Origin of the sequence: Bradyrhizobium manausense, from assembly GCF_018129685.1 — a bacterium.
In the GTDB taxonomy this organism is placed as follows: domain Bacteria; phylum Pseudomonadota; class Alphaproteobacteria; order Rhizobiales; family Xanthobacteraceae; genus Bradyrhizobium; species Bradyrhizobium manausense_D.
The window spans coordinates 563,842-585,060 of the sequence record NZ_JAFCLG010000001.1 but is presented as its reverse complement, the minus strand read 5'-3'; the positions used below and the strand labels follow the sequence as shown (position 1 = coordinate 585,060).

Annotated in this window: 17 protein-coding genes and 1 tRNA gene; 14 read left to right on the top strand and 4 right to left on the bottom strand. The window is 64.8% G+C overall.

Annotated elements, in window-relative coordinates; translation table 11 throughout:
- Positions 1 to 118 precede the first annotated feature (118 nt).
- The 4 genes from JQ621_RS02815 to JQ621_RS02800 all read left to right on the top strand — a co-directional run bounded on the left by JQ621_RS02815 (position 119) and on the right by JQ621_RS02800 (position 1,928).
- Positions 119 to 355, top strand: a complete 237-nt coding sequence (locus tag JQ621_RS02815; RefSeq protein ID WP_212232884.1) for a hypothetical protein — start codon at positions 119 to 121, stop codon at positions 353 to 355.
- A gap of 74 nt (positions 356 to 429) precedes the next feature.
- Complete coding sequence (locus JQ621_RS02810; RefSeq protein ID WP_212232883.1) at positions 430 to 666, top strand: DUF2273 domain-containing protein; 237 nt, start codon at positions 430 to 432, stop codon at positions 664 to 666.
- A gap of 173 nt (positions 667 to 839) precedes the next feature.
- A complete protein-coding gene (locus JQ621_RS02805; RefSeq protein WP_212232882.1) occupies positions 840 to 1,619 on the top strand; it encodes a hypothetical protein in 780 nt (259 codons plus the stop codon).
- Positions 1,620 to 1,697: 78 nt separating this feature from the next.
- Positions 1,698 to 1,928, top strand: a complete 231-nt coding sequence (locus tag JQ621_RS02800; protein WP_212232881.1) for a hypothetical protein — start codon at positions 1,698 to 1,700, stop codon at positions 1,926 to 1,928.
- 21 nt (positions 1,929 to 1,949) lie between these two features.
- On the opposite strand, the gene JQ621_RS02795 is transcribed toward JQ621_RS02800, so the two are convergent.
- From JQ621_RS02795 to JQ621_RS02785, 3 genes are all read right to left on the bottom strand, one after another.
- Entirely contained in the window at positions 1,950 to 2,111 is a 162-nt protein-coding gene (locus JQ621_RS02795; RefSeq protein ID WP_212232880.1) for a hypothetical protein, read from the bottom strand.
- A gap of 735 nt (positions 2,112 to 2,846) precedes the next feature.
- Positions 2,847 to 3,083 carry a hypothetical protein gene (locus tag JQ621_RS02790; RefSeq protein WP_212232879.1) on the bottom strand — a complete coding sequence of 79 codons (237 nt, stop codon included), beginning with the start codon at positions 3,081 to 3,083 and terminating at the stop codon, positions 2,847 to 2,849.
- A gap of 173 nt (positions 3,084 to 3,256) precedes the next feature.
- Positions 3,257 to 3,333: transfer RNA gene (locus JQ621_RS02785), tRNA-Arg, on the bottom strand.
- A gap of 404 nt (positions 3,334 to 3,737) precedes the next feature.
- Between JQ621_RS02785 and JQ621_RS02780 the strand changes: the two genes are divergently transcribed.
- The 6 genes from JQ621_RS02780 to JQ621_RS02755 all read left to right on the top strand — a co-directional run bounded on the left by JQ621_RS02780 (position 3,738) and on the right by JQ621_RS02755 (position 14,902).
- Positions 3,738 to 8,942, top strand: a complete 5,205-nt coding sequence (locus JQ621_RS02780) for an alpha-2-macroglobulin family protein (protein WP_212232878.1) — start codon at positions 3,738 to 3,740, stop codon at positions 8,940 to 8,942.
- 8 nt (positions 8,943 to 8,950) lie between these two features.
- Positions 8,951 to 11,137, top strand: coding sequence for a penicillin-binding protein 1C (gene pbpC, locus JQ621_RS02775; RefSeq protein WP_249124612.1), 2,187 nt, complete (start codon positions 8,951 to 8,953; stop codon positions 11,135 to 11,137).
- Positions 11,138 to 11,187: 50 nt separating this feature from the next.
- A complete protein-coding gene (locus JQ621_RS02770; protein WP_212232877.1) occupies positions 11,188 to 12,930 on the top strand; it encodes an ArnT family glycosyltransferase in 1,743 nt (580 codons plus the stop codon).
- A gap of 1 nt (position 12,931) precedes the next feature.
- Positions 12,932 to 13,765: a phosphatase PAP2 family protein gene (locus tag JQ621_RS02765; RefSeq protein WP_212232876.1), complete on the top strand. Its 834-nt coding sequence runs from the start codon at positions 12,932 to 12,934 to the stop codon at positions 13,763 to 13,765.
- A 67-nt stretch (positions 13,766 to 13,832) separates the two neighbouring features.
- On the top strand, positions 13,833 to 14,567 hold the full coding sequence (locus JQ621_RS02760; RefSeq protein WP_212232875.1) for a glycosyltransferase family 2 protein: 735 nt from the start codon (positions 13,833 to 13,835) through the stop codon (positions 14,565 to 14,567).
- The gene (locus JQ621_RS02755; RefSeq protein ID WP_212232874.1) at positions 14,564 to 14,902 is read left to right on the top strand and encodes a lipid-A-disaccharide synthase N-terminal domain-containing protein; all 339 of its coding nucleotides are present in this window, start codon (positions 14,564 to 14,566) and stop codon (positions 14,900 to 14,902) included. Before JQ621_RS02760 ends, JQ621_RS02755 begins: the two co-directional genes overlap by 4 nt.
- Positions 14,903 to 15,028: 126 nt before the next feature.
- Here JQ621_RS02755 and metC read toward each other — a convergent pair whose 3' ends face one another.
- On the bottom strand, positions 15,029 to 16,213 hold the full coding sequence (metC, locus tag JQ621_RS02750) for a cystathionine beta-lyase (RefSeq protein ID WP_212232873.1): 1,185 nt from the start codon (positions 16,211 to 16,213) through the stop codon (positions 15,029 to 15,031).
- A 383-nt stretch (positions 16,214 to 16,596) separates the two neighbouring features.
- On the opposite strand from metC, the gene JQ621_RS02745 reads away from it, so the two are divergent.
- The 4 genes from JQ621_RS02745 to JQ621_RS02730 are packed head-to-tail and all read left to right on the top strand — an operon-like array spanning position 16,597 to position 21,175.
- Positions 16,597 to 17,613 (top strand): amino acid ABC transporter substrate-binding protein, encoded by a 1,017-nt coding sequence (locus JQ621_RS02745; protein WP_212232872.1) that lies wholly within the window; start codon positions 16,597 to 16,599, stop codon positions 17,611 to 17,613.
- Positions 17,614 to 17,637: 24 nt separating this feature from the next.
- Positions 17,638 to 18,843, top strand: coding sequence for an amino acid ABC transporter permease (locus JQ621_RS02740; protein ID WP_212232871.1), 1,206 nt, complete (start codon positions 17,638 to 17,640; stop codon positions 18,841 to 18,843).
- Entirely contained in the window at positions 18,840 to 20,423 is a 1,584-nt protein-coding gene (locus JQ621_RS02735; protein ID WP_212232870.1) for an amino acid ABC transporter permease, read from the top strand. Before JQ621_RS02740 ends, JQ621_RS02735 begins: the two co-directional genes overlap by 4 nt.
- Positions 20,424 to 20,434: 11 nt before the next feature.
- Positions 20,435 to 21,175 carry an amino acid ABC transporter ATP-binding protein gene (locus JQ621_RS02730; protein ID WP_249124610.1) on the top strand — a complete coding sequence of 247 codons (741 nt, stop codon included), beginning with the start codon at positions 20,435 to 20,437 and terminating at the stop codon, positions 21,173 to 21,175.
- Positions 21,176 to 21,219: the final 44 nt, after the last annotated feature.

The window sequence follows — 21,219 nt, the reverse complement described above, 5'->3', positions numbered from 1 at the left end:
AAATCGCTGACCAGCCGATCCCTCGTAGCCCGGAAAAACTGCCGAATTGTGATGTCCCTCATAAGGGCACCCAGCGGCGGCGCCTAGCGTCCGCCCCGAGACGAGACGGAGCACGGGCATGACGTTTTTCCGGCGGAGCCTGAAGGCCCTCGCAATCGCCGTCGCGATAGCGGCTGTTGCGGGGGCGGTGCTGTTGGCCGGCCGCCCGCAACCGATCGAGAGCACCGTTCTGGGGGCTGCATGGGAGTGCACCCAGACCGCGTTCATCCTGACGAGCTGTGCGCCACGCGCGCAGCATGTGATTCCGGCGGTCGAGACTTCGCGCAAGGAGGCGCTGAAGGGGACCAGGGGCTGAACGGCAACGGCGCGCGGGATGTGACGCGACGTCGCGGAGGTGATAAAGGGCCTCGGCCGAGCGACAAAGTCTCCATGTCCCAGCCTGAATCAGACCCTCAATCCAAGCCTGATCCCGCCGAGAAGCCCAAAGCTTCGCCCAAGCCGCAATCCGGCGACAGCCGTCGCGGCGCGATCGCCGGGCTGATCATTGCCGCCTTGCTTCTCGCCGTCGGCCTGTGGCTCGCCCGGGACCTGACCGCCGCCAGCAAGATGCAGGATTGCCTGATGTCGGGGCGACGCAATTGCGACGTGATTGAGCCGGCGCGCTGAACCCGTCCCATCGCCCGACCGGGCGAAAATTTGCCGTGATCTTAACCATTTGTAACGGGACATCGCCGGCGTCGGGAGGTCAGTTATGGCGGCCGGCATCAGCCGGGCGCAATCCGAATCCTGGATCGCGCCTGGAGCATCGCAATTTTCTGAAAGTCGAGGGGTGGGCACCAATGAGTGCGTCGAACCGCATGAAATTCATCGTTCCAATGGTCTCGGCCCTGTCGCTGCTGGCATTGTCGGCGCAGGCGCAGGACGCAGGTGCGCCGAAGGGCGCCGCCCAGCCGCCGGGACAGGGTGCCGGTAACACGCCTCCACCCAATCAGAACGTGCGCAAGGGTCCGCCTCCACAGGCGGGGCATTCCGCACCCCCACCGGGCGGTCAGGCCCGTATGGCTCCAGGGCCGGGTCCAAGTCCGCACGGTGCCGGCGGTCCGCCCCCCGGCCGCTATATGGCGCGCGGTCCGGCGCCCGCGCGCGACTGGGGCGGACACCCCTATCGCGGCAATCTTGCCTGGGACGGCGGACGCTGGCGTCACGAAGTCCACAATGGCCGTCCGGGCTGGTGGTGGGATGTCGGCGGCGTCTGGTACTATTATCCGCAGAGGATGGACGGCCCACCCGCCTATATCTCCGAGGACTATGTGGACGACGTGCCGGTGGCCTATGCGCCGCCGGGCCCGCCGGTTGCCTATGAACCGCCGCCTCCACCGCCCCCCGCAGATCCCGGCGCAAGCGCGCTTGGCGGGGCCATCGTCGGCGGTGTGCTCGGTGGCCTGCTTTCCGGCAATGCCACAGGTGCGGCCGCAGGTGCCGTCATCGGCGGTGCGACCGGCGCCATCGCCGGCGCCACGGCTGCCGCGCGTCCCGGCTACTACCTCGCCCAGGGCAATTGCTACTACCGCTATCCAAACGGCCAGTATGTGCAGGCCGATCCGCGCGCCTGCTACTGAACCACCGACGCGCAACCCAATATCAATGAGGCGGGGCCCGGTGCCCGCCTCATTTGCATTTGCGCCTTGGGATGTGTCGTGATCAGCGGCGCCCGATGCAGCGACGTTCTTGCGGCGACGCACAACAACTGCCTCAAGATTTCTCTGGCGCTCTTTGTCGCACCACGCATTGTTCAAAGAAAAAACGAACAGGTGAGTCGCAGGGGACAGAAACACATGCTGGATGCGATCCAGATCAGCTTGGCGCTGTGGGCTATGATCGTTTGCGGAGGGGTCAAGGCAGTGCAACTGGTGCACTACCTGTTTTAGCGGCGGCGACCGGGCAGCACGCTAGGACACAAGCCAGTTCAGGAAGGCCATCAAGGCCCAGACCAGGCCGCCGATCCAGGCCGTCATGGCCAGGATGATGGTGGAGAGAAGGGCGAGGCCAACCACATCCGCCTTGCGGGGTGATACGTCCGACTGTGCTGCGCCTTCGGCCTTGTGTGTCATGACGAGAACAGCCCATGCGTGTTGCGATCTTGCGTCGCGCCTGAGGTTGTAGCGAATACGCTGGAATTCGGCTGTGACCCAATTCACAGATCGGACCGGCGGAGAGGCGGCTTCACCGTTTCGCGCGCGGTGCCCAGGGCAGTGGGCGGCCAGGCGGCCAAGATCAGGGCCTCGAATTGCGGAAAAGACGAAGGCGAGCGGGACAGGCTTGTCACGCCGATCGCTGCGCGTCTGACGCAAGATCGCCGCGAAGATGCGAGCTCGCGCAGCTTTCGCTCATGCCAAAATTCTCCGCGGTAACATCGTGCTGAAATGCGCGGGCATTGCGACTTTCGTCCTCCGCAATCATACGGACGAAATTGCCACGCCCTTGTCGAGATCGGCCGGTTAGACTTGGCCGCATGTGTACGAAGTACGATCCCCAGCACGAGGCCGAAGCGGCAATGAAGCGCGCCGCGGCGACCGAAGGCCCCGACCGGCAACGCCTCATCGAGCTGGCCCTGGCCTGGTATCAGCTCGCGCGCGATCGTCGCGACGACGAGCGCAAAGACTGATCGCAGTCAGCCGCCAGCTGCAGCTCTCGGGCGCAGCCACACTTGTCGAACAGTGAGATAAGCCAAAGACGTTGAGGCGTTGAATCTGCACACACGCGACGGTGTGGTGCATCTTCCTTATAGTAACCAGACGCAGCCAGCCCAGAGTCGGGTGCCCTTGTGGCGGATGCCCGCGCCATGATCACTCGATCGCCAAAGATTGCTTCTGATGGCCTCGGCGCGCCCATACCTGAACCGTGGAGGCGAGTTGATGCTGGCTCATGGCAGCGTCCGCCATGGACCCTTGTGCCACTTCGATGCGCTTTGCGATCGCGCCGGAACTGAGGTTCACGACGCCCGCGTCAATTGCAAGATAGGACATCGAAGCGATCGCCACCGCAAAGGCGATCCCCATTCTCGTCAGTTCGGCAGGTGGCATCGGATGTCTCTTTTGAGCGCAATTCGCGCGCCGCGGATACATGGGGAGCGCCCGCCGCGGTCAAAGGCTGCGGCAAGGCGACCCACGCGTTCGTGAAAGACGACAGATTTGCGATGGGAGGACGCGTGACGCGTTCATCATGAACGCCGACGCGAGCCGACAAGATCGAGGATTGGCGATCCCGGCAGGAATCGAACCTGCAACCCTCAGAGTAGAAATCTGATGCTCTATCCAGTTGAGCTACGGGACCGTCTTGGCCGCCCCGGTGTGGGGGGACGGCTTGTCATATATCATGGCAATATGAAAAATCTGGTCTTTCGCCAAGCCTGAACCGAACCGTTTTCCTCAGTGCGGCGACAAACCGGAACGGCGGAGTGTCAGGGTGCCGGGTTGAGCGGCAGCGGACTGGACGACGGACAACGTCGCCGGCAACGCTGGCCAGCTTCCGGGACACGGTCGCCGGTCGACGTATCAGGTATGGGCTGCGCCACAGGACGGCGTGCGCGGCGATATCTCGATCGGTCTCCTCTGGGCGTGGCTTGCCATGGCGATTGCGACGTTTTGCACTTTTGGTTCCACCGCCATGAGTCCGTCACCTTTCCGCACACATTATCGCCGCCGCGGCGCTCGTCCGCGATTTCCGGGAGTCCTTTCATGATTGGTCTGGTTCGCGCCGTCGCTCTCTGCGCCACGCTGGCATTTGGCCTATGCGCCGCGCAGGCGGCCGACAAGGCGTTCAGGCGTGACGATCTCGCCGATTCCGCCATCAAGCTCGAGGCACAGATCAAGAGCGAGGCGGGACCGGTCGCCAAGCCCGGCGCGAGCCTGCGCGCCGACGCCGATGCCGCCTTCAAGCGCAATGATGTCCGCACCGGGCTCTCGATCCTCGGCCAGATCGCCGCGACCGCGCCCGAGGACGCCGGCAATTGGCTGCGGCTTGCCAAAGTCATCTTCCAGATCACGCCGAAGAGCTCGAGCGAGCAGACCTTCCTGCTGGAGCGCGCCTCGACCGCCGCCTACATCGCCTACCAGCGCGCCGGCAATCAGGGCGAGGAGGCGGACGCGCTCGCCGTGCTCGGCAAATCGCTTGCCGAACGCAAGCTGTGGCGGCCGGCGCTGGATGCGCTGCGGCTGTCGCTCGACATGCGCGAGGTCGCCGATGTCCGCGGCACCTACGAGAAGCTGCGCGACGAGCACGGCTTCCGGCTGCTCGACTACACCGTGGACTCGGATTCGGCGAGCCCGCGCGCCTGCTTCCAGTTCTCCGAAGAGCTCGCCAAGCGCACCGATTTCGCACCGTTCCTGGCGCTGGCGGGTCAGGACAAGCCGGCACTTTCGGCCGAGGGCAAGCAGCTCTGCGTCGACGGGCTGAAGCATGGCGAGCGCTACAACATCAACCTGCGCGCCGGCCTGCCGTCGACCGTGAAGGAGGGCCTGCCGAAATCGGCCGAGTTCAACGTCTATGTGCGCGACCGCAAGCCCTTCGTGCGCTTCACCAGCCGCGCCTATGTGCTGCCGCGGACCGGCCAGCGCGGCATTCCCGTGGTCAGCGTCAACACGCCCGCGGTGAACATCAACGTTTACAGGATCGGCGACCGCAATCTGATCAACACGGTGGTCGACAGCGACTTCCAGAAGACGCTGTCGAAATATCAGCTCACCGATCTCGGCGACGAGCGGGGCGTGAAAGTCTGGTCCGGCGAACTCGCGACCGCGATGACCCTGAACCAGGACGTCATCACGGCATTCCCCGTCGACCAGGCGCTCGGCGAGCTCCAGCCCGGCGTCTATGTGATGACGGCGGCCGCCAAGGGCCCGGGCAGCGACGATGATTATCAGCTCGCCACCCAATGGTTCATCGTCTCCGACCTCGGCGTATCGGCCTATTCCGGCAATGACGGCATCCATGTCTTCGTCAATTCGCTGGCCTCGACCGATCCGGTCGGCAAAGCCGAGGTGCGGCTGGTTGCCCGCAACAACGAGATTCTGGCGACGCGCAAGACCGACGATTCCGGCCACGTGCTGTTCGAGGCGGGGCTTGCGCGCGGCGAGGGCGGCCTGTCGCCGGCGATGCTGACGGTCACGGGCGAGAAGGCCGATTATGCCTTCCTCAGCCTCAAGACCTCGGCCTTCGACCTGTCCGACCGCGGCGTCGCGGGTCGCGCCGTGCCTGCGGGCGCCGACGCCTTCGTCTACGCCGAGCGCGGCGTCTACCGCTCCAACGAGACCGTCTATCTCACCGCGCTGCTGCGCGATGGTCAGGGCAATGCCGTCACCGGCGGACCGATGACGCTGGTGATCGAGCGCCCCGACGGCGTTGAATTCCGCCGCGCTGTGCTCGCCGACCAGGGCGCCGGCGGCCGCACGCTGTCGGTGCCGCTCAACTCGGCCGTGCCGACCGGGACCTGGAGGGTGCGCGCCTTCACCGATCCGAAGGGCTCGTCGGTCGGCGAGACCACCTTCATGGTGGAAGATTACGTCCCCGATCGGATCGAATTCGACTTGTCTACCAAGGACAAGCTGATCAAAGCTAACGCTCCTGTGGAACTTAAGGCTGCCGGCCATTTCCTCTACGGCGCGCCGGCCTCGGGGCTCAGCCTGGAAGGTGACGTGCTGATCGCGCCGGCTGGCGGGCGGCCAGGCTTTGCCGGCTACCAGTTCGGCGTCGATGACGAGCAGACCACCTCGAACGAGCGCACGCCGCTGGAGAACTTGCCGGAGGCCGACGCCAACGGTGTTGCGACCTTCCCGGTCACGCTGGACAAACAGCCGGCTTCGACGCGTCCGCAGGAGGCGCAGATTTTCGTCCGCATGGTCGAGACCGGCGGCCGTGCCGTCGAGCGCAAGCTGGTGCTGCCGGTCGCGCCAGCGACCGCCCTGATCGGCGTCAAGCCGCTGTTCGGCGACAAGAACGTTGCAGAGGGCGACAAGGCCGAGTTCGACGTCGTGTTCGTCTCGCCCGAGGGACAGACGCTTCCACGGGACGGACTGCGCTACGAGCTCCTGAAGATGGAGTCGCGCTACCAGTGGTATCGCCAGAACAATTACTGGGAATACGAGCCGGTCAAGTCGACCTCGCGCGTCACCGATGGTGATGTCACGATCGCCGCCGACAAGCCGTCGCGGATTTCGCTCGCGCCCAAGCCCGGCCGTTATCGGCTGGACGTGAAGTCGAACGATGCCGACGGCCCGGTGACCTCGGTGCAGTTCGATGTCGGCTGGTACTCGGACGGGAGCGCCGACACGCCGGACCTCCTGGAAACCTCGATCGACAAGCCGCAATATGCCTCGGGCGATACCATGACGGTGTCGATCAACGTCCGCAGCGCCGGCAAGCTGACAGTCAACGTGGTCGGCGACCGTCTGCTGACGACGCAGACCGTCGACGTCAAGGAAGGTACCGCGCAGGTCAAGATCCCGGTCGGCAAGGATTGGGGCACCGGTGCCTATGTGGTGGCGACGCTCCGTCGTCCGCTCGATGCGGCGGCGCAGCGCATGCCGGGCCGCGCGATCGGCTTGAAGTGGTTCGGGATCGACAAGCAGGCCCGCACCCTGCAGGTGAAGCTGTCGCCGCCGGATCTGATCCGGCCGAATGCGATGCTGAAGATCCCGGTCAAGCTCGACGGGCTCAACCCCGGCGAGGACGCCAAGGTCGTCATCGCTGCGGTTGACGTCGGCATTCTCAATCTCACCAACTACAAGCCGCCAGCGCCGGACGATTACTATCTCGGCCAGCGCCAGCTGAGCGCGGAGATCCGCGATCTCTATGGGCAGCTGATCGACGGCATGTCGGGCACGCGCGGCCAGATCAAGTCCGGCGGTGACGCAGGCGCTGCCGAGCTGCAGGGCTCGCCGCCCGCGCAGAAGCCGCTGGCGCTCTATTCGGGAATCGTCACCGTCGGCGCTGACGGCACGGCCGAAGTGAGCTTCGACATTCCGGAGTTCGCCGGCACCGCGCGCGTCATGGCGGTGGCGTGGACCGCGACCAAGCTCGGCCGCGCCAACACCGACGTCGTGATCCGCGACCCTGTCGTCCTGACCACGACGCTGCCGCGCTTCCTGCTCAACGGCGACCACGGCACAGTCAATCTCGAGATCGACAACGTCGAGGGCCAGGCCGGCGACTACGTCATCAACGTCAAGACCGGCGGGCCGGTGAAGATGTCAGGCAATCCCGCCACAACGGTCAAGCTCGCCGCCAAGCAGCGCAACTCGTTCGCACTGGCGGTCGATGCGACCGCGGCCGGGCCGGCGACGTTCGACGTCGACATCAAGGGGCCGAACGGGCTGACGCTGGTGCGCCACTACGCACTCGACGTCAAGGCGGCAACGCAAGTCCTGGCGCGGCGCTCCATCCGCACCCTGGCGAAGGGCGAAAGCCTGACGCTGACCTCGGACATGTTCTCCGACCTCGTGCCGGGCACCGGCAGCGTCTCGGTTTCGGCAAGCCTGTCCACCGCGCTCGACGCGGCGACGATCCTCAAAGCGCTGGATCGCTATCCCTACGGCTGCTCGGAGCAGATCACGAGCCGGGCCATGCCGCTGCTCTATGTCAACGACCTCGCGGCCGGGGCTCATCTTGCCATGGACACCGAGGTCGATCAGCGCATCCGCGACGCCATCGAGCGGCTTCTGGCTCGCCAGGGCTCGAACGGCTCGTTCGGCCTGTGGTCGGCCGGCGGCGACGATGCCTGGCTCGATGCCTATGTCACTGATTTCCTCACCCGCGCCCGCGAAAAGGGCTTTGTGGTGCCTGACGTCCTGTTCAAGAACGCGCTCGATCGTATCCGCAACTCCGTCGTCAACGGCAACGAGCCGGAGAAGGATGGCGGCCGCGATCTCGCCTATGGTCTCTACGTGCTCGCCCGCAACGGCGCCGCTCCCATCGGCGACCTTCGCTATCTCGCCGACACCAAGCTGAACAATCTGGCGACGCCGATTGCCAAGTCTCAGCTTGCGGCGGCGCTCGCTCTGGTCGGCGACCGCAACCGCGCCGAGCGTGTCTACGGCGCAGCGCTCGACAGCCTCGCGCCGAAGCCGGTGCTGGAGTTCGGCCGCACCGATTACGGCTCGCAGCTGCGCGATGCGGCGGCGCTTGTCTCGCTCGCCAGCGAAGGCAACGCGCCGAAGACGACGCTGACGCAAGCCGTGGCGCGGGTCGAGACCGCGCGCGGGCTTACGCCCTACACCTCCACACAGGAGAATGCGTGGCTGGTGCTGGCGGCGCGGGCGCTTGCCAAGGAGAACCTGTCGATCGAGGTCGACGGCCAGCCGGTCAAGACCGCCCTTTACCGCAGCTACAAGGCGGACGCGTTGAGCGGCAAGCCGCTGAAGATCACCAACACCGGCGATGCCCCGGTGCAGGCGGTGATCTCGGTGTCGGGCTCGCCCGTCACGCCCGAGCCGGCGGCGTCCAACGGCTTCAAGATCGAGCGAAGCTATTTCACCCTCGACGGAAAGCCCGCCGATATCAGCAAGGTCAAGCAGAATGATCGCTTCGCCGTGGTGTTGAAGATTACGGAAGCCAGGCCCGAGTACGGCCACATCATGGTGTCCGACTATCTGCCGGCAGGCCTGGAGATCGACAATCCGAAGCTGGTGTCGTCGGGCGACAGCGGCACGCTGGACTGGATCGAGGACGGCGAGGAGCCCGAGGATACCGAGTTCCGCGACGACCGCTTCACGGCAGCCGTTGACCGCGCCTCGGATTCCAAGGCGGTCTTCACGGTGGCCTATGTCGTGCGCGTGGTCTCGCCCGGCAAATACGTGCTGCCGCAGGCCTATGTCGAGGACATGTACAATCCCTCGCGCTACGGCCGCACCGGCACGGGAACTGTCGAGGTGCGGGCGGCGAAGTGAGTGGTGAGATGAGCGACGGCGATAATAGCTCCCGTCATTCCGGGGCGGCTCGAAGAGCCGAACCCGGAATCTCGAGGTTCCGGGTCTGGTCCTTCAGACCAGACCGGAACGACGGCCGCGCGGTAAGGCACGGCCATCGAATCCTCTCCGCCCTTGCGCTCGCCTTCATCCTCGCCACCATCGGCTTCGTCGGCTGGGTCTACTCTCTCGGACCGCTACCGCTCGACGAAGCGCGCCGCGTCTCGACCACAATCGTCGACCGCAACGGCAAGCTGCTGCGCGCCTATGCGATGGCTGACGGCCGCTGGCGCCTGCCGGTCGAAACCAAAGCCAACGTCGATCCAACTTACCTGAAGCTGCTCTTCGCCTATGAGGACCAGCGCTTCTTTGCCCATGACGGCATCGATCCGTTGGCGCTGGGACGCGCCGCGTTGCAGCTTTCGACGCGCGGTCGCATTGTGTCCGGAGGCTCGACCATCTCGATGCAGCTCGCGCGGCTCATGGAGCCGCGGCGGCAGCGTTCGCTCTACGCAAAGCTGCACCAGATCGTGCGCGCAATCGAGCTCGAGCGGGCGCTGAGCAAGGACGAGATCCTCAACCTTTACCTCGCGCTCGCACCTTATGGCGGCAATCTGGAAGGCATCCGCGCGGCTTCGATCGCCTATCTCGGCAAGGAGCCGAAGCGGCTGTCGCTGGCTGAGGCCGCATTGCTGGTCGCGCTGCCGCAATCGCCGGAGACGCGCCGGCTCGACCGCTATCCGGACGCGGCGCGTATCGCCCGCAATCGCGTGCTCGACCGCATGGTCGAAGAGCATGTGGTTAGCCTCGATGACGCGAAGCAGGCCAAGGCCGTGCCGGTGCCGACACTGCGCAAGCCGATGCCGATCCTGGCCCCGCATGCGTCCGACAGCGCGCTGGCAACGGTCAAGGACGCGCCTGTTATCAAGCTAACGCTGGATTCGAACCTGCAGAAGGTGCTGGAGCCTTTGGCGCATGACCGCGCCATTGCGCTGGGGCCGAACATTTCGGTCGGCATCATCGTCGTCGACAACGAGAGCGGCGACGTGCTCGCGCGCGTCGGCTCTGCGGATTATTTCGACGACAGCCGGGCAGGGCAGGTCGACATGACCCGCGCCATCCGTTCGCCGGGCTCGACCCTCAAGCCATTCATCTATGGCCTCGCTTTCGAGGATGGCTTTGTTCACCCCGACAGCCTGATCGACGACCGCCCGGTGCGCTTCGGCTCCTACGCACCTGAGAACTTCGACATGACGTTCCAGGGCACGGTGCCGGTGAAGAAGGCGCTGCAGATGTCACTGAACGTGCCGGCGATCGTGCTGCTCGACCGCGTCGGCGCGAGCCGGCTGGCCTCGCGACTTCGGCAGGCCGGCGGCAATCTCGTCCTGCCCAAGGACGAGGCACCGGGGCTCGCGATGGGCCTTGGTGGGGTCGGTGTGACACTTCAGGACCTTGCGCAGCTCTATGCAGGCTTCGCCAGGCTCGGCACCACCAGGCCACTGCGCGAGATCATGGCCGCCAAGGACGATCGCGAACCGCTGCGGCTGCTGGACCCGGTCGCGGCGTGGCAGGTCGGCAATGTGCTTCTGGGGACTCCCCCGCCGGAGAACGCGGCGCACAACCGCATCGCCTTTAAGACCGGCACCTCCTACGGTTATCGCGATGCCTGGTCGGTCGGGTTCGACGGCCGCATGACCATCGGCGTCTGGGTCGGCCGGCCCGACGGCGCGCCGGTTCCCGGCCTGATCGGCCGCGTCGCGGCCGCGCCCATTCTGTTCGATGCTTTCGCTCGGTCCGGCAAGACCTTGACGCCGCTGCCGAAGCCGCCGAAGGGAACCCTGGTGGCGAGCAACGCGAAATTGCCGTTACCGCTGAAGCGGTTCCGCCCTGTCGGGGAACTGGTCCGCACCGGGAGCGAGCAGGCGCTTCACATCCAGTTCCCGCTTAACGGTAGCAGGATCGACGTCGATCGCTCAGGCGGCACCGAAGCCGCCGCCATGCCGGTGAAGGTCGCCGGCGGGGTGTTGCCGATGACCGTCATGGTCAACGGTACGGCGCTCGGTGAGATCGACGGACGGCGTCAGCGCCTGATCGATCCGCCCGGCCCGGGCTTCGCAAGATTGACCGTGATTGACGCGACTGGCGCCGCGGACACAGTTGTCATTCGAATTCAGTGACCTTGGCTTAAGCGGTTGTGGGGATGGCGGTTTCAGCGTAAGCGGAACCAATGGCCGAGACCTATCCGACTCCCCGATTTGGAGCGCCCCGAGAGCCGAAAACGCCCGTGAATCCGGGCAGCCGGCTCGTGCTGATGCTCGACTTTTTCACAGCCAGCCATGCCCGCGCCGTGGGCTTCCTGGTGCTCTGCGCGCTGCTGCTGTTCCTGCCTGGCTTCTTCACCATTCCGCCGGTCGATCGGGACGAGGCGCGCTTTGCGCAGGCCACCAAGCAGATGGTCGAGAGCGGCGACTATGTCGATATCCGCTTCCAGGAGGACGTGCGCTACAAGAAGCCGGTCGGCATCTACTGGTTGCAATCCGCGGCGGTTCAAGCCGCAACAGTGCTGAAGCTGCCGAAGGCCGAGCTCCGGATCTGGGTCTATCGCCTTCCCTCGCTGATCGGTGCGATCGGCGCAGTGCTCATGACCTACTGGACCGCGCTCGGCTTCGTGACGCGGCGCGCAGCGGTGCTTGCTGCGCTCCTGATGTCTGCCTCCGTGCTGCTTGGCGTCGAAGCGCGTCTGGCCAAGACTGACGCCATGCTGCTGTTCTCGGTGGTCGCCGCGATGGGCGCGATGGCGCGGGCCTATCTGTCATGGCAGCGCGCCGAGGACGAAACCCATCCGCCCTGGAGCTGGCCCGCGATCTTCTGGACCGCGCTTGCTCTGGGCATCCTGATCAAGGGGCCGCTGATCCTGATGTTCGCAGGCCTGACCATCATCGCACTGGCGATCCAGGACCGCGATGCCTCCTGGCTGTGGAAGCTGCGCCCGGTCTGGGGCCTGATGTGGATGCTGGTGCTGGTGCTGCCCTGGTTCATCGCGATCTTCTGGCGCGCGGGCGATGCCTTCTTCGCCGACTCCGTCGGCGGCGACATGCTGAGCAAGATCGGCGCCCAGGAATCCCACGGCGCGCCGCCCGGCCTGTACCTGGCGCTGTTCTGGATCACCTTCTGGCCCGGAGCGCCGCTTGCGGCGATGGCAACACCGGCGGTTTGGCAGGCGCGGCGCGAGCCGGGCGCGCAATTCCTGCTGGCTTGGCTGATTCCGTCCTGGATCGTGTTCGAGGCGGTGCTGACCAAGCTGCCGCACTACGTGCTGCCGCTCTATCCTGCGATCGCGATCCTCACTGTCGGTGCGCTGGAACGGCGCGTGCTGTCGCGCTCCTGGCTGGCGCGCGGCTCGGCCTGGTGGTTCGCGATTCCTGCTGCCACCTCGATCATTGCCGTTGTCGGCGCAGTCATGCTGACGCGGCAACCGGCTTTCGTCGCCTGGCCCTTCATCGCGGCTTCGCTGATCTTCGGCCTGTTCGCCTGGTGGCTGTTCGACGCCAACCGCGCCGAGCGCTCGGTGCTCAACGCGTTGGTCGCAGCGCTGATGCTGGCGGTGGTGGTCTATGGCATCGTGCTGCCGTCGTTGACGCCGCTGTTTCCGAGCATCGAGATCGCGCACGCGCTGCGCAATGTGACCTGCGTCGGGCCCAGGGCGGCCTCGGCCGGCTACGCGGAGCCCAGCCTTGTCTTCCTGACGGGCACCCAGACGCTACTGACAGACGGATCGGGAGCTGCCGATTTCCTCGGGCAGGGAAGCTGCCGGTTCGCGCTGGTCGAGCAGCGCTCGGAGCGTAGCTTCGTGCAGCGTGCCGAGGCGATCGGGCTGCGCTACAAGGTCGGCGCGCGCATCGACGGTTATAATTTCTCGCAGGGACGCGCGATCTCGATCTCGATCTTCCGCTCCGAAGGCACCGAATAGGATGTCCGCGACGCCTGCCATCGCCCCGCGTGCGAGCTACCCAGCACAGCTGTTTGCCGTCGCGGGGACAGCCCTGGCACAGCTCGTGCGCGCTCCCTCGCATTCGCGCCGTGCCGCAGCTGCGCGAAAGCTGGCGCGGCATTCGCTGTGGCTTGCCGCAGGCGGTGCCGCGGCGATCATCGCTCTCATGCTGGCCTTCGACCTGACCGAGATCGAGCTGATGCCGGCCCGTGGCACCGCCTGGCTATGGCCGATCCGCATCGTCACCGATCTCGGCAAGGACGAGTATGTCCTCGTCGTGCTGGCCATCGCGCTGGTGGTCGTCGCCCTCATTGCGGCTGGTCTCCACGGCACGCGCCGGGCGCTGCTGCTCGGGTTCGGCACCAGGCTGGAATATGTGTTGCTATCTGTTGCGCTGTCGGTACTCGTCGCCGAGATCTTGAAGTTCATCATCGGCCGCGGCCGGCCGTTCGTCGGCGGCAAGGCCAATCCGTTCAACTTCGTCCCGTTCCAGGGCACGGAAGCCTATTTCAGTCTGCCGTCTGCACATGCGGTCACGGCCTTCGCTCTTGCCTTTGCGGTCTCTGCGCTCTGGCCGCGCCTGCGCGTGTTCATGTTCATCTACGCGATCGTGATCATCCTGACGCGGCTGGTGCTGCTCGCGCACCACCCGAGTGACGTCGCGGCCGGCGCCCTGGTCGGGATGGTCGGCGCCATGACCGTGCGCTACTGGTTTGCGGCGCGCAGGCTCGCATTTGCCATCCGCGCCGACGGCACCATCGTGCCGCTTCCCGGCGGCCTCAAAAGGGTTGCCCGCGGCTCATCCGCCCCATAAAAGCGGCTGCTTCCCGGGGCCAAGGGTTCCCTTGAGGTCGCAGGCCAATCCAACCACGAGCTTCGATTTGTCGTCGTCCCAGCCTTCGGTTTCCATCGTCGTCCCCGTACGCAACGAAGCCGACAACATTGCGCCCCTGATCGCGGAGATCACGGCCGCGCTCGATGGCCGCTGGGCCTATGAGATCATCTATGTCAACGACGGCTCGACGGATGCGACCGGCGAGCGGCTCGCCTCCATCATGAAGCAGCGGGACAATCTGCGGCAGCTTCGTCACGCAAAATCCGGCGGCCAGTCGGCCGCGGTTCGGAGCGGCGTGCGGGCCGCTCGCGGCGCGATCGTGGCGACGCTCGACGGCGACGGCCAGAACAACCCCGTCTTCCTGCCGGACCTGATCGCGGCGGTCGAGAAGGGCGGCAATGTCGGGCTTGCCGCGGGACAGCGCGTCGGGCGCAAGGACACCGGCTTCAAGAAATTCCAGTCGCGGGTGGCCAACAAGGTCCGCAACGCCATCCTGCAGGACGGCACGCGTGACACCGGCTGCGGGCTCAAGGCCTTCCGGCGCGAGGTGTTCCTGATGATGCCCTATTTCGACGGGCTGCATCGCTTCCTGCCGGCGCTGATGCGCCGCGAAGGTTTCGACATCGCCTATGTCGACGTGATCGATCGGCCGCGCCATTCCGGCGTCTCGAACTATGGTTTCTTCGACCGGCTGTGGATCGGGATCATGGATCTCGCCGGCGTATGGTGGTTGATCCGCCGCAAGAAGCCGACGCCGGAAGTGACCGAGGTGAGCGCATGATCATCCAATACGGCCAGGCGTTCAGCAATTATTTCTACGACGTCTTCGTCGCCAAGTTCGATTTCTGGCTCGCCTTCGGCCTCGTCGCGCAGCTGTTCTTCACCGCGCGCTTCCTGGTGCAGTGGATCGCGAGCGAGCGCGCCGGCAACAGCGTGGTGCCGATGGCGTTCTGGTTCTGTTCGATGGGCGGCGGCTTGATGACGCTTGTTTATGGCGTCGTGAAGCGCGAGCCCATCATTATCCTCGGGCAGCTGTTCGCGACCATCATCTATCTGCGCAACATCATGCTGATCTGGAAGAATCGCGGCACCGCGTCGAAGACGCTGGACCGCTGATCCCTGGCGCTGACGCAACGCCAGAACTGTTGAATGCCAGAACTGTTGAACGCCAGGTCTGTTGAATGCCAGGCCTATTGAATGTCAGGTCTGTTGAATGTCAGGCCTGGTGCCGCTTCGGTCGGCTCACATGGCCGCTTTGAGGGCAGCGAAGCCGCGCTCGAGATCGGCCTTGAGATCGTCGACGCTCTCGAGGCCGATATGGAGTCGCAGCGTCGGGCCGCCCGGCGCCCACTTCGTGGCTGTGCGATAGGCGTCGCAGTCGAAGGGAATCGCAAGGCTCTCGAAGCCGCCCCATGAGAAGCCCATGCCGAACAGCTTGAGCGTGTTGAGCATGGCATTGACGGCCGATTGCGGCGCGGGCTTCAGCACGATGCTGAACAATCCGGAGGCGCCGGTGAAGTCGCGTTTCCAGATCGCATGGCCAGGATCGGTCTCGAGCCCCGGATGCAGAACGCGCGCGACTTCGGGCCGCGCCGCGAGCCAGCGCGCCATGTCCAGACCCGAACGGTGATGCTGCGCGAGCCGTACCGACAGTGTGCGCAGGCCGCGCAGCGCGAGGAAAACGTCATCGGGGCCGGCGCAGACGCCCAGCAGGCGGATGCCTTCGGAGACTTGCGGCCACGCCTTGGCGTTGGCCGAGATCGTGCCAAACATGATGTCGGAATGGCCGCCGATATATTTGGTGGCGGCCTGCATGCTGATGTCGACGCCCTGTTCGAGCGAGCGATGATACAGCGGCGTTGCCCAGGTGTTGTCGTCGATGACGAGCGCGTCGCGGGCATGGGCGACATCGGCGATGGCGCGAATATCAGGCATTTCGAACGACTGTGAGCCCGGCGCTTCGACCAGCACCGCGCGCGTGTTGGGCTTGAACAGCTTTTCGACACCGGCGCCGATCAGCGGATCGAAATATGTGGTCTCGACGCCGTAGCGGGCGAGCATGCCGTTGCAGAAATTGCGGGACGGCCGATAGATGTTGTCAACGACCAGCACATGGTCACCCGTCTTCAGCACCGAGAGCAGGGTGGTCGAGATCGCCGACAGGCCCGAGGGCACGATGCCGACGCCGGCGCATTGCGGCCCCTCCAGCGCCATCAGCGTGTCCTGGAACGCCCGCGTGGTCGGGGTGCCGTGGCGGCCATAGGTGAACTCGCCGCGATGGGCGTGCAAATCCTCGGCGGTCGGATAGAGCACGGTCGAGCCGTGGAACACCGGCGGATTGACGAACCCCTTCTGTGCCTTGGTGTCGCGGCCGGAGGTGACCAGCCGGGTTTCGGCTTGCTGCTGTGCGGGGTGCGAGGAATCCATGCGCCTGCTTTCAAAAAAGCGTTTCCGTCCAGCGCGGGTCGGCGCCGTCGGGCCGGCCGGGAGGCCGCGAACGTTAATAACAGAACACAGAAGAGTCCCGTCAACCCCTTGACCCGGCTCGCCAGTCGTTCTGTGATGCCCAGGTGCTATTCAGTCGCCGCATGTTGAGGGGCCTGCCGCGACCTTCGATCCATCGTCCGACCGGACCTTGTGCCAAAGCCATGAGGGCGGGCGCCTGCGGCGGGGATTGGGGTATGGCCTCCTTGGGATGGGCGAGTGTTCGGCAAGGTTTCCAGCATGACTCTTGCAAGGAGATCCTTCAAGGAGATCCCTGCAGAGATTCCGTTCCCGACCTTGAGATGACTTTGAAAGGCTCCAAGCCCATGAAACGCGTAACCCTGGCTCTCTCTCTTGCTCTCGCCGCCGGCATCTCTGCCCAAGCTGCCGACGCGCAAACGCTCAAGACCGTCAAGGACCGGGGCATGTTGTCCTGCGGCGTCAGCCAGGGCCTGCCGGGCTTCTCATCGCCCGACGACAAGGGCAACTGGACCGGCCTCGACGTCGATGTCTGCCGTGCGATTGCCGCCGCCGTGTTCAACGATCCGACCAAGGTGAAGTTCGTACCGCTGTCGGCCAAGGACCGCTTCACGGCGCTTCAGTCCGGTGAGATCGACGTACTCTCGCGCAACACCACCTGGACCATCTCGCGCGACACCTCGCTTGGCGCCAACTTCGCCGGCGTCACTTACTATGACGGGCAGGGCTTCATGGTGAAGAAGTCGCTCAAGGTGAATTCCGCCCTGGAACTCAACAGTGCCTCGGTTTGCGTCCAGACCGGCACGACCACCGAGCTGAATCTCGCCGACTACTTCAAAGCCAACAACATGAAGTATGAGGTGATTGCGTTCGGCACGATCGACGAGGCGGTCAAGGCCTACGAGTCGGGACGCTGCGACGTTTTCACCGACGATTCGTCCGGTCTCTACGCCAGTCGCCTGAAACTCACCAATCCCGCCGATCACGTTGTGCTGCCTGAGATCATTTCGAAGGAGCCGCTCGGCCCGATGGTGCGCCACGGCGACGATCAATGGTTCGACCTCGTGAAATGGACGCTTTTTGCGATGGTCACCGCCGAAGAGCTCGGCATCACCTCGAAGAACGTCGACGAGAAAGCCAAGATGGATAATCCGGAGCTGAAGCGCGTCCTCGGCTCCGACGGCAATCTCGGCGAACAACTCGGCGTGACCAAGGATTGGGTGATCCGGATCGTCAAGGCGGTCGGCAACTATGGCGAGTCGTTCGATCGCAACGTCGGCGCGGGCTCGCCGCTCAAGATCGCTCGCGGCATCAACGCCCTCTGGACCAAGGGCGGCCTGCAATACGCACCGCCGATCCGCTGATCGGCAACCGCACAGGCTGTGAGGATGGGCGTCGAGGCCCGGAAACCACCCACTCAGGTCGCGCTGAAGCTGAGGCGCGCCCTTGGCGGCAAGGCGGGCTGGAACGGCGTCGCCGTCCAGCTCGTCTTTGGCGTGATCCTCGCCTGGATCGCCTATGAGATCATATCGAACGCCAGCACCAACCTCGAAACCCAGCACATCGCAGCGGGTTTCGGCTTTTTGCACAACAGCGCGAGCTTCGACGTCAATCAAACCCTGATCTCCTATTCCGGGTCCGACACCTACTTTCGTGTCTTTCTGGTCGGCATCCTGAACACGCTGTTGGTTTCGGTGGTCGGCATCTTCTTTGCCACGCTGATCGGCTTCGTCGTCGCACTCTGCCGTTTGTCGCCCAACTGGCTGGTTTCGCGCGTCGGCGGTCTCTATGTCGAGGCTATCCGTAACCTGCCGCTGCTGTTTCAGATCCTGTTCTGGTATCTCGCCGTGCTTGCGGCACTGCCGGCGCCGCGGCAAAGCGTTTCGGTCTTCGGCGCGTTCTTCCTGAACAATCGGGGCGTGATCATACCGTCACCGCTGGGCCAGCCCGGCCTCGGTCCATTCCTGGCGGTGCTGATCGCTGGCATCTGCATCTCGCTGGGGTTACGCAGCTACGCGAGGCGGGCGTTGTTTGACCAGGGCCGGGTCATCCGCATTTGGCCGTACGTGCTGGCATTGGTCGTCGGACTGCCGCTCGTCACGATGCTCGTGCTCGGTCCGCCCGTGACGTTCGAGGTGCCGCAGCTCAAGGGCTTCAACTTCGCCGGCGGTGCGCGGGTCATTCCGGAACTCGTCGCCTTGACGGTTGGCTTGTCGACCTACACGGCCGCCTTCATCGCCGAGATCGTCCGTGCCGGAATCCTGTCGGTTCATAAAGGACAGATGGAGGCTGGTTCATCGCTGGGTTTGAGCCGAGGCACGACGTTGCGCCTGATCGTGGTTCCACAGGCCATGCGGGTGATCGTGCCGCCGCTCACCAACCAATATCTCAACCTGACCAAGAACTCGTCGCTTGCGGTGGCGATCGGCTATCCCGACCTGGTGTCGGTATGGGCCGGCACGTCGCTGAGCCAGACCGGGCAGGCGATCGAGATCATCGCCACGACGATGGGCGTTTATCTCCTGATCTCGCTCGCAACCAGCGCCGTGATGAGCGTTTATGGCTGGCGTATCAGCCGGAGCATGGGTGCATGAGCGATATTGCCGCGTCCTTTGTCCGGCAGGATCTGGTGGCCGAGCGGCCGGCGCCCGTGAAGACCTCCGGCTTAGTCGGCTTCGTCCGCACGCGCCTGTTGAACTCGCCCACCAATATCCTGCTGACGATCCTCGGCCTGTTGCTGGTCTGGTACACCGTCATTCCAGCCGTCAAGTTCCTGCTGGTGGATGCAGTCTGGAGCGGCAAGGATCGCACGGCCTGCCTCGCTGAGAATGCCGGCCGTCCGGTCGGCGCCTGCTGGCCCTTTGTCCAGGCCAAGTCCACGCAGCTCTTCTACGGCTTCTATCCCGAGACCGAGCGCTGGCGGGTCAACGCGACCTTCGCGCTCGGCGCGGTGCTGCTCTTGCCGCTACTCATTCCGCGGCTGCCGGCCAAGAGCTTGAATGCCGGACTGTTCTTCTTCGCATTTCCCGCAGTCGCATTCTTCCTGCTGCATGGCGGCGGTATCGGCGGCTTCGGCGTCAGCTGGGTAGCCGGCATGCTGCAGCTGTTCGATGAGAGCGTCACGGGCGCCGGAGCGGCACTGCTCACGCTCAGCAAGACGTCGGCGGTTGCGCCTTTGCTCTGGGTCGCCGGCAAGCTCATCGTGCTGGTCGGCGCGCTAATCCACTGGTTGGCCTTGCCGTTCGTGTTGCTGCGCGACGGCGTCTACGGCCAGTTGTCGCGGAGCTGGCCGGAGGCAGAGTTTCTCGCGCAAGCTCTTCGCGTGACCTGGCTGCAGGACGTGCGGCCGTTCTGGATCGATTTTGTCATTACGACCGTGATCGTCTCGCTCATCCTCTTCGTCATCGGTGGAGGATTCCGGACAGGGCGGCGGCCGCTGATCGTCAGCCTGGCCACGTTCGCCGGCGTTGCTGCCGTGATCAGACTGATGGATCTCGACCATGGCGGCCTGCCGATCGTCGATACAAGGTTGTGGGGGGGCCTGCTGGTCACCCTGGTGATCGCAATCACCGGCATCGTGGCATCGTTCCCGATCGGCATCGCGCTTGCGCTGGGCCGGCGATCGACCATTCCCCTGATCCGGATATTCTCGATCACCTATATCGAGTTCTGGCGCGGGGTCCCCCTGATCACGGTGCTTTTCTTCGCGACCTACATGCTGCCCTTGTTCCTGCCGGGCAACTTCACCGTCGACGGCCTGGTACGTGCGCTGATCGGCGTTTCCCTGTTCACAGGCGCCTACCAGGCCGAGAATCTGCGCGGCGGGCTGGCGGCGATCCCGCGCGGGCAGGAAGAGGCGGCATCGGCGCTCGGCCTGTCCTGGTGGAAGACGACCTCGCTGATCGTACTGCCTCAGGCGCTGCGCCACGTCATTCCCGCCATCGTCAACAGCTTCATCTCGCTGTTCAAGGACACTTCGCTGGTGTCGATCGTCGCATTGTTCGACCTTCTCGGTTCGCTGCGGGCCGCCTTCGCCGACCCGGTCTGGACCACGCCGTCGACGGCCTTCACCGGCTTTGCCTTCACAGGCATCATCTATTTCATTTTCTGCTTTGGAATGTCGCGCTACTCGCTCTTCGTCGAGCACCGCCTCAACGCCCACCGCCGCAACTGATCGAGTTCGCCATGTCCGCTGAGCCCATCGTCAAGATTTCCGGCCTCAACAAATGGTACGGAGACTTCCACGTGCTGCGCGACATCGACCTCGACGTCAGCAAGGGTGAGCGCATCGTGATCTGCGGCCCCTCGGGCTCGGGCAAGTCGACCTTGATCCGCTGCATCAATGCGCTCGAGGAGTTCCAGGAGGGCGAGATCGTCGTTGACGGCATCGAGCTCGGTCCAAACCTCAAGCATGTCGACGCGGTGCGCCGTGAAGTCGGCATGGTGTTCCAGAGCTTCAATCTGTTTCCGCATCTGACCGTGCTGGACAATTGCACGCTGGCGCCGATCTGGGTGCGCAACATCCCCAAAAAGGACGCCGAGGCGGCCGCGATGAAATTCCTGGAGCGGGTCAAGATCCCGCACCAGGCCAACAAGTTCCCAGGTCAAATGTCCGGCGGCCAGCAACAGCGCGTCGCCATCGCACGGGCCTTGACCATGAACCCGAAGGTGATGCTGTTCGACGAGCCGACCTCGGCGCTCGATCCGGAGATGGTCAAGGAGGTGCTCGACACCATGGTTGACCTCGCGGAGGAGGGCATGACCATGCTGGTCGTCACCCACGAAATGGGCTTTGCCCGCGAGGTCGCCAACCGCGTCGTGTTCATGGACGCCGGCCAGATCATCGAGGCCAATACGCCGAATGAATTCTTCGCCGCGCCCCAGCACGCCCGCACCAAACTGTTCCTGAGCCAGATCCTGCGCTGATCTCCCGGGATATCCCGGAGGCGCCGCCGAGCGGCAGCCGGACC

Coding starts and splice junctions, on each gene's coding strand:
- JQ621_RS02790 (WP_212232879.1), bottom strand. CDS start 3,083: ATGCCACCTGCCGAACTGACGAGAATGGGGATCGCCTTTGCGGTGGCG.
- JQ621_RS02735 (WP_212232870.1), top strand. CDS start 18,840: ATGAGCGATATTGCCGCGTCCTTTGTCCGGCAGGATCTGGTGGCCGAG.
- JQ621_RS02755 (WP_212232874.1), top strand. CDS start 14,564: ATGATCATCCAATACGGCCAGGCGTTCAGCAATTATTTCTACGACGTC.
- JQ621_RS02730 (WP_249124610.1), top strand. CDS start 20,435: ATGTCCGCTGAGCCCATCGTCAAGATTTCCGGCCTCAACAAATGGTAC.
- JQ621_RS02745 (WP_212232872.1), top strand. CDS start 16,597: ATGAAACGCGTAACCCTGGCTCTCTCTCTTGCTCTCGCCGCCGGCATC.
- JQ621_RS02795 (WP_212232880.1), bottom strand. CDS start 2,111: ATGACACACAAGGCCGAAGGCGCAGCACAGTCGGACGTATCACCCCGC.
- JQ621_RS02805 (WP_212232882.1), top strand. CDS start 840: ATGAGTGCGTCGAACCGCATGAAATTCATCGTTCCAATGGTCTCGGCC.
- JQ621_RS02780 (WP_212232878.1), top strand. CDS start 3,738: ATGATTGGTCTGGTTCGCGCCGTCGCTCTCTGCGCCACGCTGGCATTT.
- JQ621_RS02815 (WP_212232884.1), top strand. CDS start 119: ATGACGTTTTTCCGGCGGAGCCTGAAGGCCCTCGCAATCGCCGTCGCG.
- metC (WP_212232873.1), bottom strand. CDS start 16,213: ATGGATTCCTCGCACCCCGCACAGCAGCAAGCCGAAACCCGGCTGGTC.
- JQ621_RS02770 (WP_212232877.1), top strand. CDS start 11,188: ATGGCCGAGACCTATCCGACTCCCCGATTTGGAGCGCCCCGAGAGCCG.
- JQ621_RS02810 (WP_212232883.1), top strand. CDS start 430: ATGTCCCAGCCTGAATCAGACCCTCAATCCAAGCCTGATCCCGCCGAG.
- JQ621_RS02765 (WP_212232876.1), top strand. CDS start 12,932: ATGTCCGCGACGCCTGCCATCGCCCCGCGTGCGAGCTACCCAGCACAG.
- pbpC (WP_249124612.1), top strand. CDS start 8,951: ATGAGCGACGGCGATAATAGCTCCCGTCATTCCGGGGCGGCTCGAAGA.
- JQ621_RS02740 (WP_212232871.1), top strand. CDS start 17,638: ATGGGCGTCGAGGCCCGGAAACCACCCACTCAGGTCGCGCTGAAGCTG.